Below are 16633 nucleotides of genomic sequence, written 5' to 3' on the forward strand. Positions count from 1 at the left end.
GTAACCAGACCGAAATGCCATTGACGATAGCCTCTTGACCATGTCTCGTCCGTCGCCCCGCGCGTTGATCCTCGGGTTGAACTACCCCCCGGAGACCACCGGTATCTCGCCGTACACGGGGGCGATGGCCCGAGGTCTGGTCCACCGAGGCGTCATCGCTTGCGTCTTGACGGCGCATCCTCATTATCCGGACTGGAAAATAAAGCCAGGTTACGGGCAGTGGTCACGGAACGAACATCTTGCTGGAGTGGATGTCACAAGGTTGCTTCACTACGTGCCGGTTTCGCCAAAGGGTCTTCGCCGCCTGTTCTCGGAGCTAAGTTTTGGGGCCCGACTTTTCGGACGTCGCTGGGGGCGGCCGGACGCCATCGTTGCCGTCTCGCCTGCGCTCATCTCCTCGGCCATGGCCGCTGTGCGCCATCAGCTTACGGCGCGCAAGACACCGTTCGTCGTCTGGGTTCAAGACCTTTACGCTCTCGGGCTCGCCGAAACCGGTCAGGCCCCAGGTCTCGTAATTCGGGCCATGTCAGCGATCGAAGGATGGTTGCTTCGCAGGGCTGACAAGGTCGTTGTCATTCACGATCGGTTTGCCGCTCGTGTGGCCCAGGACTTCGGGGTCAGCAGGGACCGCATCCAGGTAATCCGCAACTGGACTCACCTGCCGCCCGCGCCCGTCGTTGACGTCGCTGCAACCAGAGCCAGACACCAATGGGGTGACAGGGAGACTGTGGTCTTGCACGCAGGAAACATGGGCGTGAAGCAGGGTCTCAGCAACGTCATCGCTGCCGCCCGGGCCGCCAACACAGCTGGCGAGCCCGTCAAGTTTGTCCTCCTCGGAGCTGGGTCGGAGCTCAGCCGCCTGAAATCTGAAGGGGCGGACATCCCCAATCTGCAGTTCTTGGCGCCGCTCAACGACGCTGACTTCGTGTCAGCGCTCAGCAGCGCCGACTGTCTGCTGGTCAACGAGTTGTTTGGAGTCGCAGAAATGGCCGTTCCAAGCAAGCTCACGTCGTATTTCTCCGCTGGTCGCCCGGTAATCGCGGCCACAGATGTGGCTGGGATCACAGCCGACGAGATCCGGGCTGCTGACGCTGGAGTCGTCGTGCCCGCGGGCGATCCCGCGGCTCTCCTCGATGCGGCCGTTTCTCTGGGCGCTGATCCTGATCGCGCCAGTCAGCTCGGCGCAAATGGTCTCCTCTACTGCTCCACCGTGCTCGACGAAGACTCGGCGATCGACCAGTTCACTCAGTTGTTGGTGCAGCTCATCGACCGCGATGACCGCACCACCGAGAGCGTGCCTCGCACGCAGACCATCGAAGCACGATAGAACGGAGCCGCGGCCATGGCCAAGCGCGCACTCATCACTGGAATCACCGGGCAGGACGGTTCGTACCTCGCTGAGCTACTTCTGGCAAAGGGGTACGAGGTACACGGCCTGATTCGCCGGGCATCCACCTTTAACACCTCGCGAATCGATCACCTGTACGTCGATCCGCACGACCCGACCGCGAAGCTGTTCCTCCACTACGGCGACCTCAGCGACGGTGCCCGCCTTGTCACGCTGATGGCCGAGATCAAGCCGGACGAGGTTTACAACCTCGCCGCGCAGTCGCACGTCCGCGTTTCGTTCGATGAGCCGGAGCACACGGCCGATACCACGGGGACTGGCTCTATTCGGTTGCTCGAGGCTGTACGTCTTTCGGGTATCGAGACCCGTTTTTACCAGGCATCGTCTTCCGAGCTCTACGGCGCCACTCCCCCGCCGCAGAGCGAAACCACTCCTTTCTATCCGCGTTCTCCTTACGCGGCCGCCAAGCTTTACAGCTACTGGATCACGAAGAACTACCGCGAGGCTTACGACATGTTCGCGGTGAACGGCATCCTCTTCAATCACGAGTCACCCCGCCGCGGCGAGACCTTCGTAACCCGCAAAATCACTCGGGCGGTCGCTCGGATCAAGGCCGGCGTGCAGAAGGACCTCTACCTCGGCAATCTCGAGTCCATCCGCGACTGGGGATACGCTGCTGAATACGTTGAAGGCATGTGGCGCATGCTGCAGGCGAACTCTCCGGACGACTACGTCCTCGCCACCGGCGTGGGCTACACGATCAAGGACTTCCTGGAGACCTCGTTCGGCCACGTCGGGCTCGACTGGCAAGAGTTCGTGAAGTTCGACGAGCGCTACCTGCGCCCCACTGAGGTCGACGCCCTCATCGGGGATCCGAGCAAGGCCGCGGACGAGCTCGGATGGAAGGCGTCCGTCGACGGACTCGCCCTCGCGAAGCTCATGGTCGATGCAGATGTCGAGGCTCTGGAGCACGAAGGTCGCCATTGGATTGACCAGGTGAAGCTGGACTCGTGGAAGGAAGCCGCGTGAGCGCTGGGCTTCCTCACGTCGCGCTTCGCCTCGCTGCGCTCGCTCAGCGACCGGGAAGCGAGGTGATGTCATGACGGCGAGCGACGGAGTCGACTACACCCCCCGAGAGTTGGACCGCGGCGCAACCTTCTACGTTGCCGGACACCGCGGACTGGTCGGTTCGGCCATCGTTCGCAAGCTCGAGTCTTCGGGGTTCGAGAACGTTGTAGGCAAGGGCTCCTCCGAACTCGATTTGAAGAATCGTGACGCCGTCTTCGCGTACATGGCGGAGATCAAGCCGCGCTATATCGTCCTGGCCGCAGCAAAGGTCGGTGGCATCCTCGCCAACAGCACGTACCCGGTCGACTTCCTCAGCGACAACATGCGGATCCAGGTGAACGTGCTCGACGCGGCACTCGCTCACAACGTTGAACGCGTGGCGTTCCTGGGATCGTCGTGCATCTATCCGAAGTACGCCGAGCAGCCCATCAGCGAGGATTCGCTGCTGACCGGGCACCTCGAGCCGACCAACGATGCCTATGCCATCGCGAAGATCGCTGGAATCCTGCACACTCAGGCGGTACGACGCCAGTACGGCCTGCCCTGGATCTCGGCGATGCCCACGAACCTCTATGGGCCGAACGACAACTTCTCCCCGAAGGGGTCGCACGTCCTCCCCGCCCTTATCCGCCGGTATGACGAGGCCGCAGCCTCGGGTGCGGCGACCGTCACGAACTGGGGTACGGGGACACCGCGGCGCGAGTTCCTGCATGCGGACGACATGGCTGATGCCGTGCTGCACCTGATGGAGCACTACGACGGGCCCGAACAGGTCAACGTCGGAACCGGAACAGACGTCACCATCCGAGAGATCGCGGAGACCATCGGTAATGTCGTCGGATTCCACGGCGAGACGGAGTGGGACATCACCAAGCCCGACGGCACACCGCAGAAGCTGCTCGATGTCTCAAAGCTTGCCGAAGCCGGCTGGACCTCGAAGATCAGCCTGCAGGAAGGTCTAGAGCGCACGGTGGCCTGGTACCGGGATCACGTCGGCGCGCTCCGAGAGTGACGTTTCGCCACATCGTGTTGCTCCAGGTTCGGAGCGACACTCGCGGTGACGCCGTGGATGTCGCCATGGAGGCTCTGGAAGTGGCGTTGCGGAAGTCCACTGCGACGTCTTGGCATCTCACGACGTCGCTCGACCCGCGCAAGGGTCGCGTGATCGTCGAGGACGTCACCTTCGAGGATCGTGCGTCGTTCGAACTCTTCCGCGACAGCGACGAGCACCGCGTGGCCGTGGAGCTTTGGGCGGCCATCGCAGACTGGTGGGTGGGCGACTACGAGCCCGGTCTAGAGATTAGTCGCGCAAGCAGCTGACCAGCACCCGGCCACAGGGGCTTCGGAAGAGCGTCGACCGAAAAGTACGAGAAGTCGATGGCCTCGTTACGTGGGGACGGGGGCCCCGCGACCTTGACCACAAAGGACAGACCGATCGCGTGCTTCCGCGGATCGCGACCGTAATCGCCTCCGTCGTGTGGCCTCAGATCGTCGGGAAACCATTGATAAACGAACGCAGGCTGCGGGTCGGCAGGTAGGTCAAGAGCGACCGCGAGGGTTTCGGAAGCGTGGCGACGCAGAGCATCACTGACCGTCTCGCCGTAGAGGATGCGTCCGCCCAGATGGCACCACACCTCGCCGAACGGAGAAGCACGAAGAATCAGTCCAACCTCAAGACCGTCGGCTCCATCGCGGACGGGGACGAAGTCGACGCACGTGATCGGCATCGATCGCTCGATGGTTCGGTACAGCTCAGCGGGCAGGAACGACACCCCTCGATTGTGGCCGTGCAATCGCATCGAAATGTGTCTCTGATATGAAGATTCAGCACATTGCCGCCAGGGACGCCGGCGTCACTCGACTCGAGGAGTCTCTATGCGTTTGTCTGTTATCGGTTGTGGGTATCTGGGGGCTGTGCATGCGGCGGCGATGGCGTCGATCGGGCATGAGGTCGTGGGGATCGATGTGGACCAGGCGAAGGTGGAGGCCCTGGCCAGTGGGCGGGCGCCGTTCTTCGAACCCGGCCTGCAGGAGATCCTGACCGAGGGCATCAGCGCGGGCCGGTTGCGGTTCACCACCGACATGGCCGACGCGAAGGGCGCTGCGGTGCATTTCGTCGGCGTCGGGACCCCGCAGCAGAAAGGCGGGTACGCCGCCGACCTCACCTACGTCAACGCCGCCGTCGACGCGCTCCTGCCCCACCTGTCCCCCGGTGACCTCGTCGCAGGCAAGTCCACCGTCCCCGTCGGCACCGCCGCCGACCTCGCCCCCCGTGTCAGCGCGACGGGGGCGACGCTGGTGTGGAACCCGGAATTCCTCCGCGAAGGCTTCGCCGTGCAGGACACCGTCGACCCCGACCGTCTCGTCGCCGGCGTCCCCCACGGCCCCGAGGGGGAACGGGCCGCGGAGATCCTCCGCGAGGTCTACCACCCCAGCGTCGGCAAGGGGACCCCGTTCATCGTCACCGACTACGCCACCGCGGAACTGGTCAAAGTCGCCGCCAACGCGTTCCTTGCCACGAAGATCAGCTTCATCAACGCGATGGCCGAGATCGCCGAAGTCACCGGCGCCGACGTCACCCAACTCGCCGACGCCATCGGCCACGACGCCCGCATCGGACGCCGCTTCCTCGGCGCCGGCATCGGCTTCGGCGGCGGCTGCCTCCCCAAAGACATCCGCGCGTTCAGCGCACGAGCCGAAGAACTCGGCCGCGGCGAATCCGTGGCGTTCCTGCGCGAAGTGGACGAGATCAACCTCCGCCGCCGCGACCACGCCGTCACCCTCACCATCCAAGCCCTCGGCGGATCCGTGTTCGAAAAGAACGTCACCGTCCTCGGCGCCGCCTTCAAACCCCACTCCGACGACATCCGCGACTCCCCCGCCCTCGACGTCGCCGTCCGCCTCCACGGCCTCGGCGCCCACGTCACCGTCACCGACCCCGAAGCCATCACCAACGCCAAAAACATCCACCCCCAACTCACCTACATCCACGACCGCGACGAAGCACTCACCGGCGCCGACGCCGTCATCGTCGTCACCGAATGGGACCAATACCGCCGCGAACTCGACCCCACCCACGCCAAAACCCTCACCCGCGGCACCATCATCATCGACGGCCGCAACTGCCTCGACGCCACCGCCTGGCGCAACGCCGGCTGGACCTACCACGGCATGGGCCGCCCCTGAACACCGGTTCGTGCCGTACCCGGAGCCCCATTTAGGCTCGTGAGTATGACAGAGTCCGCGCTGGCGCGTCCGGCACGCGTCGCCGGAAGGATCGCCCTTTGGGCAGTCGTCGCCTGTGCAGTGCTTACGCTGATCGCCATCGGTTGGGTGGGAGCACGGGGCGCGATCGCCGCAGACCACCTGCGCAGCGCGCAATCCTCTGCAAGTGACGTCGTCGCGCAGATCGACGACCCCGCAGCCGTTGCGGCCGCGATCGCGTCCGTCGCTGACGATGCGAACGCAGCTCAAGCGCTCACCAGCGACCCCGTCTGGGAGCTTGTGGAGGGCACCCCGTGGCTGGGTCCGCAGCTTCGCGCTGTCTCGGCGGTTGCGGCATCCGTCGATCTCGTCGCTCGAGAAGCTCTCACTCCGTTGGCCGAGGTCGCCTCGTCTCTGTCGCCCACTGCCTTCCAGCCCATCGATGGTCGCATCAACCTCGATGCGTTCGTCGCCGTGCAGGATGTCTCTGCGGAAGCTGCGAGCTCGATGCGCGGCGCTTCGGACGCGGTGACCGACGCCAATTCGGCAGCAGTGATCGGTCCGCTGCGTGAAGTGGTGGACGAGGTCGAAGCACTGCTCGACACCACCGGTCGCGCGACCGACGCCCTCGCTAGGGCATCGGTCCTACTGCCAGAGATGCTCGGTCAAGACGGGCCTCGTGACTACTTAGTGATCTTCCAGAACAACGCGGAGTGGCGTTCGCTGGGCGGGATCGCCGGTGCGCTCGCGCAGATCCGCACGAACGACGGAGCCATGCGGCTCGGAACTCAGGACTACGCGGCTTCTTTCGGACGCTTCGACCCGGCGGTGATGGAACTTGAAGCCGACGTCGCGGCGATCTATGGCGAGTATCCAGTCCGATTCATGCACAACGTGACACAAGTGCCGGACTTCGCCGTCTCGGGGCAGATCGCGCGAACCATGTGGGTGGACAAGCACGGCACCGAGCTGGACGGAGTGATCTCGCTGGACCCGGTGGCGCTTTCGTACATTCTGGAAGCCACCGGCCCGATCGAGCTGCCCTCAGGCGATCAGCTGACGAGCGAGAACGCCGTATCCCTACTGCTCAACGAGGTCTACAAGCGGTATCCCGACCCCACCGAGCAGAACGCCTTCTTCTCTGAGACGACGTCCGCAGTGTTCGGCGCTTTAGCGGGTGGGCGATTCGACGCGAGCGCCCTTCTTGGCGCGCTCGCTCGCGCAGGGGAAGAGAACCGCGTGCTGCTATGGAGCGCGCACGAGGACGACCAAGCGGTTCTCGCCGACACGACTCTGGTCGGGGGGCTGCCCAAGACGGACGCGCGCGCGACCTCGTTCGGCGTTTATCTCAACGACGGCACCGGTTCGAAGATGGACTTCTATCAAGAAGTGACCACTGTCGCCGAATGGGAAACATGCGCCCCTCCTGTTGAAGGCACAACCAGTGGAACAGCAACGCTGGCTCTCACCATCGCTAATCGTGCCCCAGATTCAGGACTCCCCGAATACATCACCGGGGGCGGGATCTATGGCGTCGAGCCTGGGTCCGCAAAGACAGTGGGATACGTTTACTTGCCGACGGGCTTCGATCTCCTGGATGCGGCGATCTCGACCGAGGACGGCCTCGGAGGGGGTTCCCACGACGGTCATCGAGTCGTGAGTTTTGACGTTACGCTTGCCCCTGGGGATAGCGTCACTGTGAGCGTTTCCGCCCAGTCTGAGGGGCCAACCGGCGCTCAGCTCAAGGTGCGGCAGACTCCCACTGTTAACGCGGATGTAACGCCGACCGTTGGCACATGTCTGTGAATTTCCCTACACTCACTGATAGGGCGCCGTAGCTCGGAAATCCGAACCACGGCGCTTGCTATGTCAAACCGGTGGATTTCTGGGCAAGCAGAACTTCAAACGGAGTGACAGCAAGCTCTTCGCAAGAGGAGACCTGGCAGTTCCGGTGCACTACGCGGCAACAGCCGTGTCGCATTCTCCGCCAAGAGACAGGAAGACCATGAAGCAAACCCTTATCAAGGCAGCTGCGGCAGCGACTTTCGCCGCCGCGCTCGCCCTCGCACCCGTTGCCGCCCACGCCGAGGTTTACCCCCCGGCCGACTCGGCCAACGTTTCGTCCACGACGGTGACGCCTGGCGGCACCGTCACGTTCTCGGTCGACCCCGGCGTGTTCACGCCCGGCGAGCCCGTCACCATCACGCTCGAGGGCGAGAGCGCCAGCGGCGCATCGCTCGCGTTCGTCAAGTTCGCTGTCGAGTCCGCAACTCTCGGCACCGTCGAGGCCACCGCTGACGGCGGCGTCGCCCCCGTCGACATCGTGTTCCCGAGCAACGCCTCGGGTGTCTACACGATCTCGGCGTTCTCGGAGACCAGCCCCGGCGTTTCTGTCAGCGTTTCGGTTCCCGCTTCGGGCGCCGGTGCGGGTGGCGGCCTCCCCGCCACGGGTCTGGACAGCAACGCGCTGCTCGGCCTGTGGGTCGGTGGCGGCGCGCTCGTCCTCGCCGGTGGCGCACTTGCCGTCGCCACCACGGTTCGCCGTAACCGCCAGCACGCTGAGGTCTGATCCACAGCATTCCGCTTGGCAGCGATCCCCCGAGAGCTTCGGCTCCCGGGGGATCGCTCGTTCGTGCGGCCGGATACGGACAGCCGGACGCGCACGCTCGTGATCACGGGGCAGCCGTCATCGGCACCTCGACCATGCCCGGCTCGATGGCGTTGTCGGCGCACTCGTGCTCCACAGAGCAATACGGCTGCGCGGCATGCCAGATGGCATCGTGTGCCGGGATCCGACGTGCGCACTCAGCACACGTCACCGTGCGGGATCCCCAGAGGGTGCGGTCAAACAGCCCAGGGCTGTGAATCAGCGTCATTGCTTTCCCCAGTACCGCCCCACTTCGGGTGAGGAGCGATGGATGGACTGTACGCCTGAGGGTGAGTGAGGGTCAAGGATCGTGACGGGTGGGTCTCTGGCTCGGCCGTTCAGACGTTGTCGCGGGGCTCGCCCCACTTGCCGAGCTGGTACGCCGCGGCCGAGCCGCAGGCCACACCCAGTGCAGCACCGCCCCAGCCGTAGACGTGCGTGCCGGCGATCAGGTACGACGCGGCGATCGGCAGCCACACGTCCGACGACGCGACCCCGGGATAGAACACCCGGGGCTGCAGGCTCTGGAACCCCAGCCACAGCGCCAGCACGTTCGCGATGATCAGCGCGGCGAGCGCGAGCGGGATGACGACCCACCAGCGATGATCGCGCCTCGCGATCAGCACCGTCGCGGCCGTGGCCAGCGCGAGGATGACGACGGCGACCATCACCCCCGGCATCCCCCCGCGCTCGTCGAGCGCCGGCGCGAACAGGTCAGGCATCGCAGCGCCGAACATCATCGTCAGCGCGCCGGGCAGCGGAAGCAGCACCCACGGCGCGATCGCGTTGAACAGGCTCAGCGGTCGACGACGCTTCGGGTCGCGCGCGGACTCGATCCACTGTGTGTCCATGTCGCCCCCAAAGCGCATGTCCGTCGGACGAAGGCGGCGTTGCCCGTCCGTGACGCGAGCCTCTCCCCTGGTCGCGGCGATGTCAACCCTGCAGCTCCGGCCGACCCGTCCGCACACAGCCCGCCGGAGTACGCTGTGTGCGGAGCCACATGTCCCCCACTCTGACTCGACGTCACGCGCAGCCGCCCGTGTTCTGGCGCTGGGCTGCGTCTGCGTTGCTCGCAGCGCTCGTCGTTCTCGGACTCCTGGGGATGCACACCCTGTCGACCGCCCACGGCGACACCGGGCTCACCACGGTGGCTGCGGCGGAGCACTCGCACGCTCATGCCGTCACCGAATCGGGCGCCACCGACGCCGAGGTCGGATGCGCCGACTGCGGCGCCGGCCACGACCACAGCGCCATGATGCTGGCGTGCGCCCTGGCTCTGATGGTGGCGATGATCCTCATCGGTCGGGTCGGTCGCGCGATGCGGCACCACCGGCATCCGATTCTCGTCATCGGCGGCGACCGGCCCCCGGTCGAGCCGTCACCGCGCCCGCCCTCGCTCGTAGAACTGTCCATCAGCCGGACGTGACCGGCGGCCGCCGACTCGCCGAGTCGGCACGGCGCCGCGCCCCTCAGGGCGACCCTCACGAACGACTGGAACGGACACACACTGATGAAGAAGAACCGCACGGCCGCGCTCGCGGCCGCCCCGCTCGCCCTCGCGCTGCTGCTGGCCGGGTGCACGGATGCCGGAACAACGGCGACTCCGGGCTCGAACGACGCCGATGAGACGGCCATGTCGTCCACCCCGTCGGTCGAGGTGCAGGGCGAGTACAACGCCGCCGACACGATGTTCGCGTCGATGATGATCCCCCACCACGAGCAGGCGGTGGAGATGAGCGACATGCTGCTCGCCAAGGACGACGTCGACGAGCGCGTCGCCGAGCTCGCCGAACGCATCAAGGCCGCCCAGGCCCCCGAGATCGAGCAGATGGAAGGCTGGCTCGACGACTGGGGCATGCCGTCGGGCGCCGAGATGGGCGACATGCGGCACGGCGACGGCATGATGTCGGAGGACGACATGGCCGCACTCGAATCCGCCACAGGTGACGACGCATCGCGGCTGTTCCTCGAGCAGATGATCCAGCACCACGAAGGCGCCGTCGAGATGGCCGAAGCCGAGATCGCTGACGGCATCAACCCCGACGCGGTCGCACTCGCCGAGACGATCGTCGAAACCCAGGCGGCCGAGATCACCGAGATGCGCGACCTGCTCGCCGACTTCTGAGCCCGTGCGGGGGTGCCGAGAACCCGGCACCCCCGCACCCTCGACGAAAGGACACCCGATGCTCGCACATCGGCGCGTGGCCGCATCCGCTGCCGCGCTTTCGCTCCTCGCCCTCGCCGGCTGCGCGACGCCCGAGCCGCCGTCGACCGGCACCGAACACGCCGCACCCTCGGCGCACGTGCACGAGATCGTCGTCGACCCGTCAGGCGACGGCTTCCTGCTCGGCACGCACGACGGACTCTTCGCCGCCTCGGTGGACGGCGAGATCGGCGGACGGATCGGACAGCACGCCTTCGACGCGATGGGCCTGACGGTCGTCGGCGACGACCTGCTCGCCTCAGGACACCCCGGCCCGAACTCGCCGGCGGAGTGGGGATCACCGCACCTGGGGATCATCCGCAGCAGCGACGGCGCCCGGTCGTGGTCGCCGGTCACGTTCACCGGCGAGAAGGACTTCCACGTGCTCGCGCCCGGTGTCGACGGCGCGGTGTTCGGCATCTCGACCGACAGCTCACGCCTCTTGGTCAGCACCGACGTGGGGCAGACCTGGGCCGAAGCCGGCGCGAGCGTTCCGGCGCTCGACCTCGCCGTGGACGCCACCGGCCGCCTGATCGCGGCCACCCCGCAGGGACTGCAGGTCAGCCTCGACGACGGCGCATCCTTCACGGCGTGGGCAAGCTCCCCGTCCATGTACGCGCTGTCGTCGTCGCCCGATCAGCAGCGCGTCGTCGGCATCGACGCGCGCGAGCGCATCTGGGTGACGACAGCCGGGGCGGACGCGTGGGAGCAGGCCGGGCGCGCGCACGGCGGCGTGCAGGCCGTGACGATCACCGACGACGGCGACATCGTCGTGGTCGACGACAGCGGGCTCACGGTGCTGAACGCGACCTGACCCGGCGCTGAGCCACGAACGGATGCCCCCGCCACACGCGATGTGTGGCGGGGGCATCCGGTGTCTGAACTCAGACCTCGTCGGGACGACGCACGGGCGGCGGCGGGGGAACCGCACCCGGTGCGGCCGGCGGTGCCGACTGCGTGCGGGTCGCCGACTGCGGCGGTGCCGAGACCGGAGCGGTCGGAGCGGTGCGCGTGGGCTGCGACGACGGCGACTGCGACGAGGGAGCAGCGCGGCGCGCGGCATCCTTCAGCTGGTCACCGGCAGAGGGCGAAGACTTGGCCTCGGCCGCGATCTTCGGAGCCTCTTCTTCGGCCTTGTTGAGGAAGCCCTCCCAGCGAGCCTGCATCGGCTTGATGAGACCGCCACCGGCACCGACGATGATGACACCGGCGATGATCGCGAGGACCGTGATGAGGATCGGCGTGGTGACCGTGGTCGCCACCTCGACCTGGTTCAGCGCGGCGGTGATGCCGATGAACAGGATGAAGATGGCGGCGATGTTCGCCAGCACCTTGCCGTACGACAGGCCACCCAGGGTGTTCTCGATGAGCGTCTTCACCGCGGTCGCGATCGCCGCGGCGATGATCACGATGATGATCGCGACGATGATCTTCGGGATGAAGGCGATGATGCCCTCGAGAAGGTCGCTCACCGGGTTGGGTCCGAAGACACCGAACGCGAACTGCAGCACGAACAGAACGAGCGTGTAGTAGACGATCTTCGCGATGATGTCGGACGCATCGAGCTTCGACTTCGCGAGCGCCTTCTTGATGCCGCCGCGCTCGACCAAGCGGTCGAAGCCGACCTTCTCGAGCAGCTTCTCGAGGCCCTTGGAAATGAGCTTGGCCACGATCAGGCCGACGATGAGGATGACGAGGAACAACAAGAAGAGGGGGATGAATGTCAGAACGGCCGAAAGGGCGTTCTGGAATGCAACTGGGAAGTTCATGACCTTTGCTTCTTTCCATCAGGGGGATGCCGCGTGCTTGCGGGCCATGGTGCGTCTCAGTATGTGCGCAGGACGCTTTCGGGCTCGCCCCCCTTCCGGTCAGGTGGGGCCCTGTGCTATTTACGCGAGGCGGGGTGCGGATTCAGCCGGTTTCGGGCAGCCCGAGCAGGTCGCACAGGCGCGCGGCGCCGTCGGAGCTGCCCGCCGCCTCGGCGCAGGTTTCGAGGTCGGCTTCGGCGGCGAGCGCGTTGCGCATCGAGGTCGCGCTGTAGTCCGACAGCGCCCACCCGAGCGGCGGAACGACCGCCGGCCGCGTGCCCGCCGACACCACGACGAGCTGATTGCGGAGGATCTCTCGCACCGCGACGACGGTGTCGGCGCAGTCGGTGTCGGTGTCGGTGTCGGTGTCGGTGTCGGTGTCGGCGTCGGTGTCGCCGGCCGGGCACACGTCGCGCATGCCGGCCGACAGCCGCTGCAGCCACGCCCAGTCCGACAGCTGCGTCGCCTTCGCGCCGTAGCCGACGAGCGGCACGAACGGCTCGGCGGTGACGTCCTGCAGCGACTCGGTCACGTCGAACCCGGCCGAGTTGCGCAGGTAGACCACGATCGGCACGAGGGGCGGCTCGGCGGGCGAGGCCTCGTTCTCGGCACGGATCGCCGCGGTCACGTGCGGGGTCAGGTCGGCGAGGGTGCCGAGACCCGACCCCTCGGCGTACCCGCCGTCGATCAGCTGCGCGTTGCCGTCGCAGCCGTCGCCCGGAAGCCGTCCGCCCGGCGTCACGATCGGGAACCGCGCCGACAGCATCGCCGCCGTCGCCCGGTCGAGCTGCGCCAGACACTCCTGCTCGAGCCACCAGGTGACGGCAGGGTCCGTGCGCACGTTGTCGCAGCGCGGTGAGGCTGCTGGGGTCGGCGATGCGGATGCCGCCTCTGCCGGCGCGGTCGGTGACGGCGTCGGGAGGATCGACTCGTCGCCGACGATGACGCGGCACCCCGAGTCGACATCGGTGGAGTTGAGCATCGTCAGGCCCGTGCGCTCGTTCGCGGTGACGGTGTGCGGCCGACTGAAGTCGGAGACGTCGGCGATCCAGCCCGTCTCGATGAGGGCGGCCCGGTCGCGCCACTGCCACCCGAACGGGTCGGACCCGCCCTCGGGCCTCTCGAATCCCTCGGGCGTCGACACCAGCGACGGGAGCTTGATCCCGGTCGCTCCCGCGATCACGTCGCCGACGAAGAGACCCGACACGGCCATACCGAGGGTGTCTGGGCCGGCGAGCGCCGCGAGCTGCGACTCGGCCGGGGTCGGTTCGGGGTCTGCCTGGCCGGAGGCGGACGGCTCGTCGTCCTGGTCGTCGGCGGTGCCCGGCGCGGGCTCGGCCGGGTCGAGGCCGGTGAGGGCGAGCCCGACCGATCCCCCGCTGACGCCGCTCGAGGCGAGCACCGTCTCGTCGAGGCAGCTCGCGCCGAGGATCCGCTCCATCGCCGTCGCCGTCCAGTACGCCGCGCGGATGCCGCCGCCCTCCGCCGCCACGAGCAGCACCGGCCGGAAGGGCCGGCCGCCCGCCTCGAGGACGCAGCCGGAGTTGTCGTCGAGCCGCGCGGTGAGGGTCTCGGAGACGGCGGGTGCGGCATCCGCTTCGGTGGTGTCGGCGGGTTGCTCAGTGTCGGCGGGTTGCTCGAGGGTGCGGATGAGGTGAGGCTGGCCGTCCCACGAGAGGACGCCGAAGATCGAGGCGTAGACGAACGGCACGGCGATGCCGAGGGTGAGGACCGGCGTCGCGCTGAGGTGCAGCTTGCGGAAGATCGGCAGCGGCTCGTACGCCTGCAGGGCGACCGCGAAGCCGCCGAGCGCGCCCGTCCAGCAGGTGATCGCGAGCACGGTGGTGGCGGTGGGGCCGAGCGCTCCCCCGATCTGGGGGAAGACCGTCATCAGCACGAGCAGGACGACGGCGCCGACGATGATGATCAGGAGCGACAGCTGGTGCAGGCGCCACTGGCGACCCTGCTCGGCGGTCGCCACGGGAGTGGACCCAGGGGGCACTCGGGGCTCGGTCGGGTCGTTCTCGGCTACCAGACGCGCGAGCGACAGCGGTCGCGGATTCGGCGTCACGGTCGCGAGGCGGGTGAGCAGGCTCGGGACGGCGAGCGCCGCGACGACCGCGGTCACGCCGACGAGCGGAGCCGCCCACGGCAGCGGCACCTCTTCGCGCGCCAGCCACAGGAAGGTCGGCGAGGCGGCCGAGCGCACGAGTCCGAGGCCCGCCACGACGAAGACGCTGATCGCCAGGACGTCGCCGACTAGCTGCGCGTACCGCGCGCGGCCCGGGTCGGGTGGCCGGAGGCTCGACGGGGGCATCGGGCTGGACTCGACCAGCTTCGAGGTGATCAGCACGATCAGCGGGATGGCCACGAACGTGATCGCGGGGGCGGGGCCGAGCAGGGCGGAGCGCGGCTCCGGGGTGAGCTGGTGCAGTCCCCAGCCGAGGAGCAGGATGCCGGCGAAGGCCGCCAGGGGCAGCATCCACCAGCCGAACACGCGAGCCATCGGCACGTCGACCTTGGTGCGCTGCACCGCTCCGTAGCGCTCGTACATCAGGCGCGCGCGGGCGCGGCCGAGCGCGAACGCGGCGATGAAGGCGATGAAGACCGTCAGGAGGGCCGTGGCCGCTTGACCGACGTACGGGCCGAGCCATTGGCGCTGCACGTCGGGCAACTGGTCGAGGACTCCGTCGCTCGGCACGCACGACAGGATGCCGAGCGTCACGACTCCCACCACCGACAGCCGCTGCACCCAGACCGCCTGCCAGCCGCGACGCACCGCCGCGGCGAGCGTGTGCCGGGTGGGGGCGTGCCGGAGGACCAGCACGATCAGGACGACGACCGTCGCCCACTTGACGGTCGCGACGAGGGCGATCGGGATCGCGAGCCAGGGTGTCGCGATCTTCGCGCCGACGAAACCGGCGGCCACGACCAACAGCACCGCCTCGATCGCTTCGAGGACGATGAGCGTCTGCAGCGTGCGGCGCAGGGTGAGCGGGTTGAGGACGGTCTGTGGGAGGGCGGGGATGGGGGTCGCGATGGGTGTCGGGGTGGGGGCGGCGTGGCCCAGCGGGTGAGGAAGGCGAGTCCGGCGAGCCCGTAGACCCACACGAACAGCATGTCGAATCCGGTGTGCAGGGCGATCCAACCGGCGAGGTGGCCGTGCAGGTCGGTTGCGGCCCAGTCCGTCCACGCGCCGCGTCCGGTGAACGAGAGCGGCCCGATGACCGTCGCCAGCGAGTGGGTGCGACCCTCACCGCTGGCGACCGCCGAGATGAGCCGGTCGAGTTCTCCCATGCAGATCAGCACGATGGCCGCGGCGATGGCCAGCCGCATCCATCTGATGGTCGATCGGACGGGCGCCGCAAGGGCTGCGGGCATGCCCGGCGGGGGCGGCTCGTCGGGCGGGCCGGGCGCGACGGTGGGCGCTCGCCCTGCATCGTGCTGCACCATGTCGCCCCCAAGGCCATGGCGGGAGTCGTCGTCGACCCGCGATGGCGCGATGCTAGCGCACGCGCAGGGCCGCGGACAGAGGGGCGGTGGGGCCGAATGAATCAGTCACGGTGCCAGTGAAGGCGCAGCATGGACATGGCCTCCGACAGCTCATTCGTGTCCTCAGTCACACGATGGAATACAGGCTCGGGCGTGATGCGCTCACTCACCGGCTGATCCGCTCGCTCGAAGACCGCCCAGAGCAGAATGTCGTCGCCCATGCGGCTACGGAACGTGACCCCGTCGACCAGCGGTCGTCGGTCCTCGGCATGCAGGTCGTACAGGTACCGGCCACACCGGGCCTGGATCGCCTGCGACGGGGAGCGCGAGAGCCCTCATCCGACCAGAGCGAAAGCGCTCGCGGCGGCCATGACCTCTTTGGCGACGTCGACCGCGCGGTTCTGGCGGATGTATCGCGCAGGTGCTTCATGCTCGAGGGCGGGATTCGATCCCATCAGCCAACTCTGGATGGTCGTCGGCTCGTAGCGATCTCGCATCAGCAGAGCCGCCTGGAACGCAAGGCGCAATCGTTCTTCATCCTCAACCCCCGGGCGTCGTCGCCCCTCGGCCCAGTCAGCGACAGGCCGGGTGTTCTTGACGTTGCCGATGTACGCCACAATCCGCACGCCGACGATGTCACGCAGGCGCGAGACCAGCTCCGGCAAAGCCAGCGCGGTCGCCTCTTGCGCCGCCTGCAGACCAGGCCGTTGGGACGAAACTGTTGCGCGAGCGCTCATCCCCTCATCGTAGCCCTGCGAGCAGTAATCTGTCCCATTATCGCGTGGGTAATCGGCACCATTATCGAGATTCTCTGTTGGCCAACCGACAGTTATCCAATCCACGCGGACAGGAGCCGAGAGGTG

The 16633-nt window shown here is 67.3% G+C and carries 16 protein-coding genes; 10 read left to right on the top strand and 6 right to left on the bottom strand.

The annotated features are described in order from the left end of the window. Positions 1 to 40 precede the first annotated feature (40 nt). The 4 genes from NFR93_RS12135 (at position 41) to NFR93_RS12150 (ending at position 3736) form a co-directional block, all read left to right on the top strand. Complete coding sequence (locus NFR93_RS12135) at positions 41 to 1327, top strand: glycosyltransferase family 4 protein (RefSeq protein WP_251453543.1); 1287 nt, start codon at positions 41 to 43, stop codon at positions 1325 to 1327. A 15-nt stretch (positions 1328 to 1342) separates the two neighbouring features. Further along, positions 1343 to 2377, top strand: a complete 1035-nt coding sequence (gmd, locus tag NFR93_RS12140) for a GDP-mannose 4,6-dehydratase (RefSeq protein ID WP_251453544.1) — start codon at positions 1343 to 1345, stop codon at positions 2375 to 2377. Between the two features lie 70 nt (positions 2378 to 2447). Further along, entirely contained in the window at positions 2448 to 3428 is a 981-nt protein-coding gene (locus NFR93_RS12145) for a GDP-L-fucose synthase family protein (protein ID WP_251453545.1), read from the top strand. A 65-nt stretch (positions 3429 to 3493) separates the two neighbouring features. After that, positions 3494 to 3736, top strand: a complete 243-nt coding sequence (locus tag NFR93_RS12150; RefSeq protein WP_251453546.1) for a hypothetical protein — start codon at positions 3494 to 3496, stop codon at positions 3734 to 3736. On the opposite strand, the gene NFR93_RS12155 is transcribed toward NFR93_RS12150, so the two are convergent. Next, entirely contained in the window at positions 3697 to 4188 is a 492-nt protein-coding gene (locus NFR93_RS12155; RefSeq protein ID WP_251453547.1) for a DUF4916 domain-containing protein, read from the bottom strand. The two genes, NFR93_RS12150 and NFR93_RS12155, sit on opposite strands and share 40 nt — an antisense overlap. A gap of 103 nt (positions 4189 to 4291) precedes the next feature. On the opposite strand from NFR93_RS12155, the gene NFR93_RS12160 reads away from it, so the two are divergent. The 3 genes from NFR93_RS12160 (at position 4292) to NFR93_RS12170 (ending at position 8189) form a co-directional block, all read left to right on the top strand. After that, a complete protein-coding gene (locus NFR93_RS12160) occupies positions 4292 to 5602 on the top strand; it encodes a UDP-glucose dehydrogenase family protein (RefSeq protein ID WP_251453548.1) in 1311 nt (436 codons plus the stop codon). 45 nt (positions 5603 to 5647) lie between these two features. Further along, entirely contained in the window at positions 5648 to 7426 is a 1779-nt protein-coding gene (locus tag NFR93_RS12165) for a DUF4012 domain-containing protein (protein WP_251453549.1), read from the top strand. Positions 7427 to 7625: 199 nt separating this feature from the next. Next, positions 7626 to 8189 (top strand): LPXTG cell wall anchor domain-containing protein, encoded by a 564-nt coding sequence (locus NFR93_RS12170; protein WP_251453550.1) that lies wholly within the window; start codon positions 7626 to 7628, stop codon positions 8187 to 8189. 416 nt (positions 8190 to 8605) lie between these two features. On the opposite strand, the gene NFR93_RS12175 is transcribed toward NFR93_RS12170, so the two are convergent. After that, on the bottom strand, positions 8606 to 9118 hold the full coding sequence (locus tag NFR93_RS12175) for a hypothetical protein (RefSeq protein WP_251453551.1): 513 nt from the start codon (positions 9116 to 9118) through the stop codon (positions 8606 to 8608). Positions 9119 to 9267: 149 nt separating this feature from the next. Here NFR93_RS12175 and NFR93_RS12180 point away from each other — a divergent pair, with 149 nt between their 5' ends. The 3 genes from NFR93_RS12180 to NFR93_RS12190 all read left to right on the top strand — a co-directional run bounded on the left by NFR93_RS12180 (position 9268) and on the right by NFR93_RS12190 (position 11284). Next, positions 9268 to 9693, top strand: a complete 426-nt coding sequence (locus NFR93_RS12180) for a DUF6153 family protein (protein ID WP_251453552.1) — start codon at positions 9268 to 9270, stop codon at positions 9691 to 9693. Positions 9694 to 9777: 84 nt separating this feature from the next. Beyond that, positions 9778 to 10392, top strand: a complete 615-nt coding sequence (locus tag NFR93_RS12185; protein WP_251453553.1) for a DUF305 domain-containing protein — start codon at positions 9778 to 9780, stop codon at positions 10390 to 10392. Positions 10393 to 10450: 58 nt separating this feature from the next. Then, positions 10451 to 11284: a F510_1955 family glycosylhydrolase gene (locus NFR93_RS12190; protein WP_251453554.1), complete on the top strand. Its 834-nt coding sequence runs from the start codon at positions 10451 to 10453 to the stop codon at positions 11282 to 11284. Between the two features lie 70 nt (positions 11285 to 11354). Here NFR93_RS12190 and NFR93_RS12195 read toward each other — a convergent pair whose 3' ends face one another. From NFR93_RS12195 to NFR93_RS12210, 4 genes are all read right to left on the bottom strand, one after another. Continuing rightward, positions 11355 to 12239, bottom strand: coding sequence for a mechanosensitive ion channel family protein (locus NFR93_RS12195; RefSeq protein ID WP_251453555.1), 885 nt, complete (start codon positions 12237 to 12239; stop codon positions 11355 to 11357). A 142-nt stretch (positions 12240 to 12381) separates the two neighbouring features. Next, complete coding sequence (locus NFR93_RS12200; protein ID WP_251453556.1) at positions 12382 to 15387, bottom strand: hypothetical protein; 3006 nt, start codon at positions 15385 to 15387, stop codon at positions 12382 to 12384. 445 nt (positions 15388 to 15832) lie between these two features. Then, positions 15833 to 15991, bottom strand: coding sequence for a hypothetical protein (locus NFR93_RS12205; protein WP_251453557.1), 159 nt, complete (start codon positions 15989 to 15991; stop codon positions 15833 to 15835). 114 nt (positions 15992 to 16105) lie between these two features. Next, positions 16106 to 16507, bottom strand: coding sequence for a hypothetical protein (locus NFR93_RS12210; protein ID WP_251453558.1), 402 nt, complete (start codon positions 16505 to 16507; stop codon positions 16106 to 16108). Between the last annotated feature and the right edge of the window lie 126 nt (positions 16508 to 16633).

The sequence above is a fragment of the Microbacterium sp. Marseille-Q6648 genome (assembly GCF_943181415.1).
Classification (GTDB): Bacteria; Actinomycetota; Actinomycetes; order Actinomycetales; family Microbacteriaceae; genus Microbacterium.

Excerpts from the sequence above, each read along its gene's own strand:
- NFR93_RS12135 (WP_251453543.1), top strand. The coding sequence starts at position 41 with ATGTCTCGTCCGTCGCCCCGCGCGTTGATCCTCGGGTTGAACTACCCC.
- NFR93_RS12195 (WP_251453555.1), bottom strand. The coding sequence starts at position 12,239 with ATGAACTTCCCAGTTGCATTCCAGAACGCCCTTTCGGCCGTTCTGACA.
- NFR93_RS12210 (WP_251453558.1), bottom strand. The coding sequence starts at position 16,507 with ATGAGCGCTCGCGCAACAGTTTCGTCCCAACGGCCTGGTCTGCAGGCG.
- NFR93_RS12160 (WP_251453548.1), top strand. The coding sequence starts at position 4,292 with ATGCGTTTGTCTGTTATCGGTTGTGGGTATCTGGGGGCTGTGCATGCG.
- NFR93_RS12180 (WP_251453552.1), top strand. The coding sequence starts at position 9,268 with ATGTCCCCCACTCTGACTCGACGTCACGCGCAGCCGCCCGTGTTCTGG.
- NFR93_RS12170 (WP_251453550.1), top strand. The coding sequence starts at position 7,626 with ATGAAGCAAACCCTTATCAAGGCAGCTGCGGCAGCGACTTTCGCCGCC.
- NFR93_RS12175 (WP_251453551.1), bottom strand. The coding sequence starts at position 9,118 with ATGGACACACAGTGGATCGAGTCCGCGCGCGACCCGAAGCGTCGTCGA.
- NFR93_RS12185 (WP_251453553.1), top strand. The coding sequence starts at position 9,778 with ATGAAGAAGAACCGCACGGCCGCGCTCGCGGCCGCCCCGCTCGCCCTC.
- gmd (WP_251453544.1), top strand. The coding sequence starts at position 1,343 with ATGGCCAAGCGCGCACTCATCACTGGAATCACCGGGCAGGACGGTTCG.
- NFR93_RS12205 (WP_251453557.1), bottom strand. The coding sequence starts at position 15,991 with ATGGGCGACGACATTCTGCTCTGGGCGGTCTTCGAGCGAGCGGATCAG.
- NFR93_RS12190 (WP_251453554.1), top strand. The coding sequence starts at position 10,451 with ATGCTCGCACATCGGCGCGTGGCCGCATCCGCTGCCGCGCTTTCGCTC.
- NFR93_RS12145 (WP_251453545.1), top strand. The coding sequence starts at position 2,448 with ATGACGGCGAGCGACGGAGTCGACTACACCCCCCGAGAGTTGGACCGC.
- NFR93_RS12150 (WP_251453546.1), top strand. The coding sequence starts at position 3,494 with ATGGAGGCTCTGGAAGTGGCGTTGCGGAAGTCCACTGCGACGTCTTGG.
- NFR93_RS12165 (WP_251453549.1), top strand. The coding sequence starts at position 5,648 with ATGACAGAGTCCGCGCTGGCGCGTCCGGCACGCGTCGCCGGAAGGATC.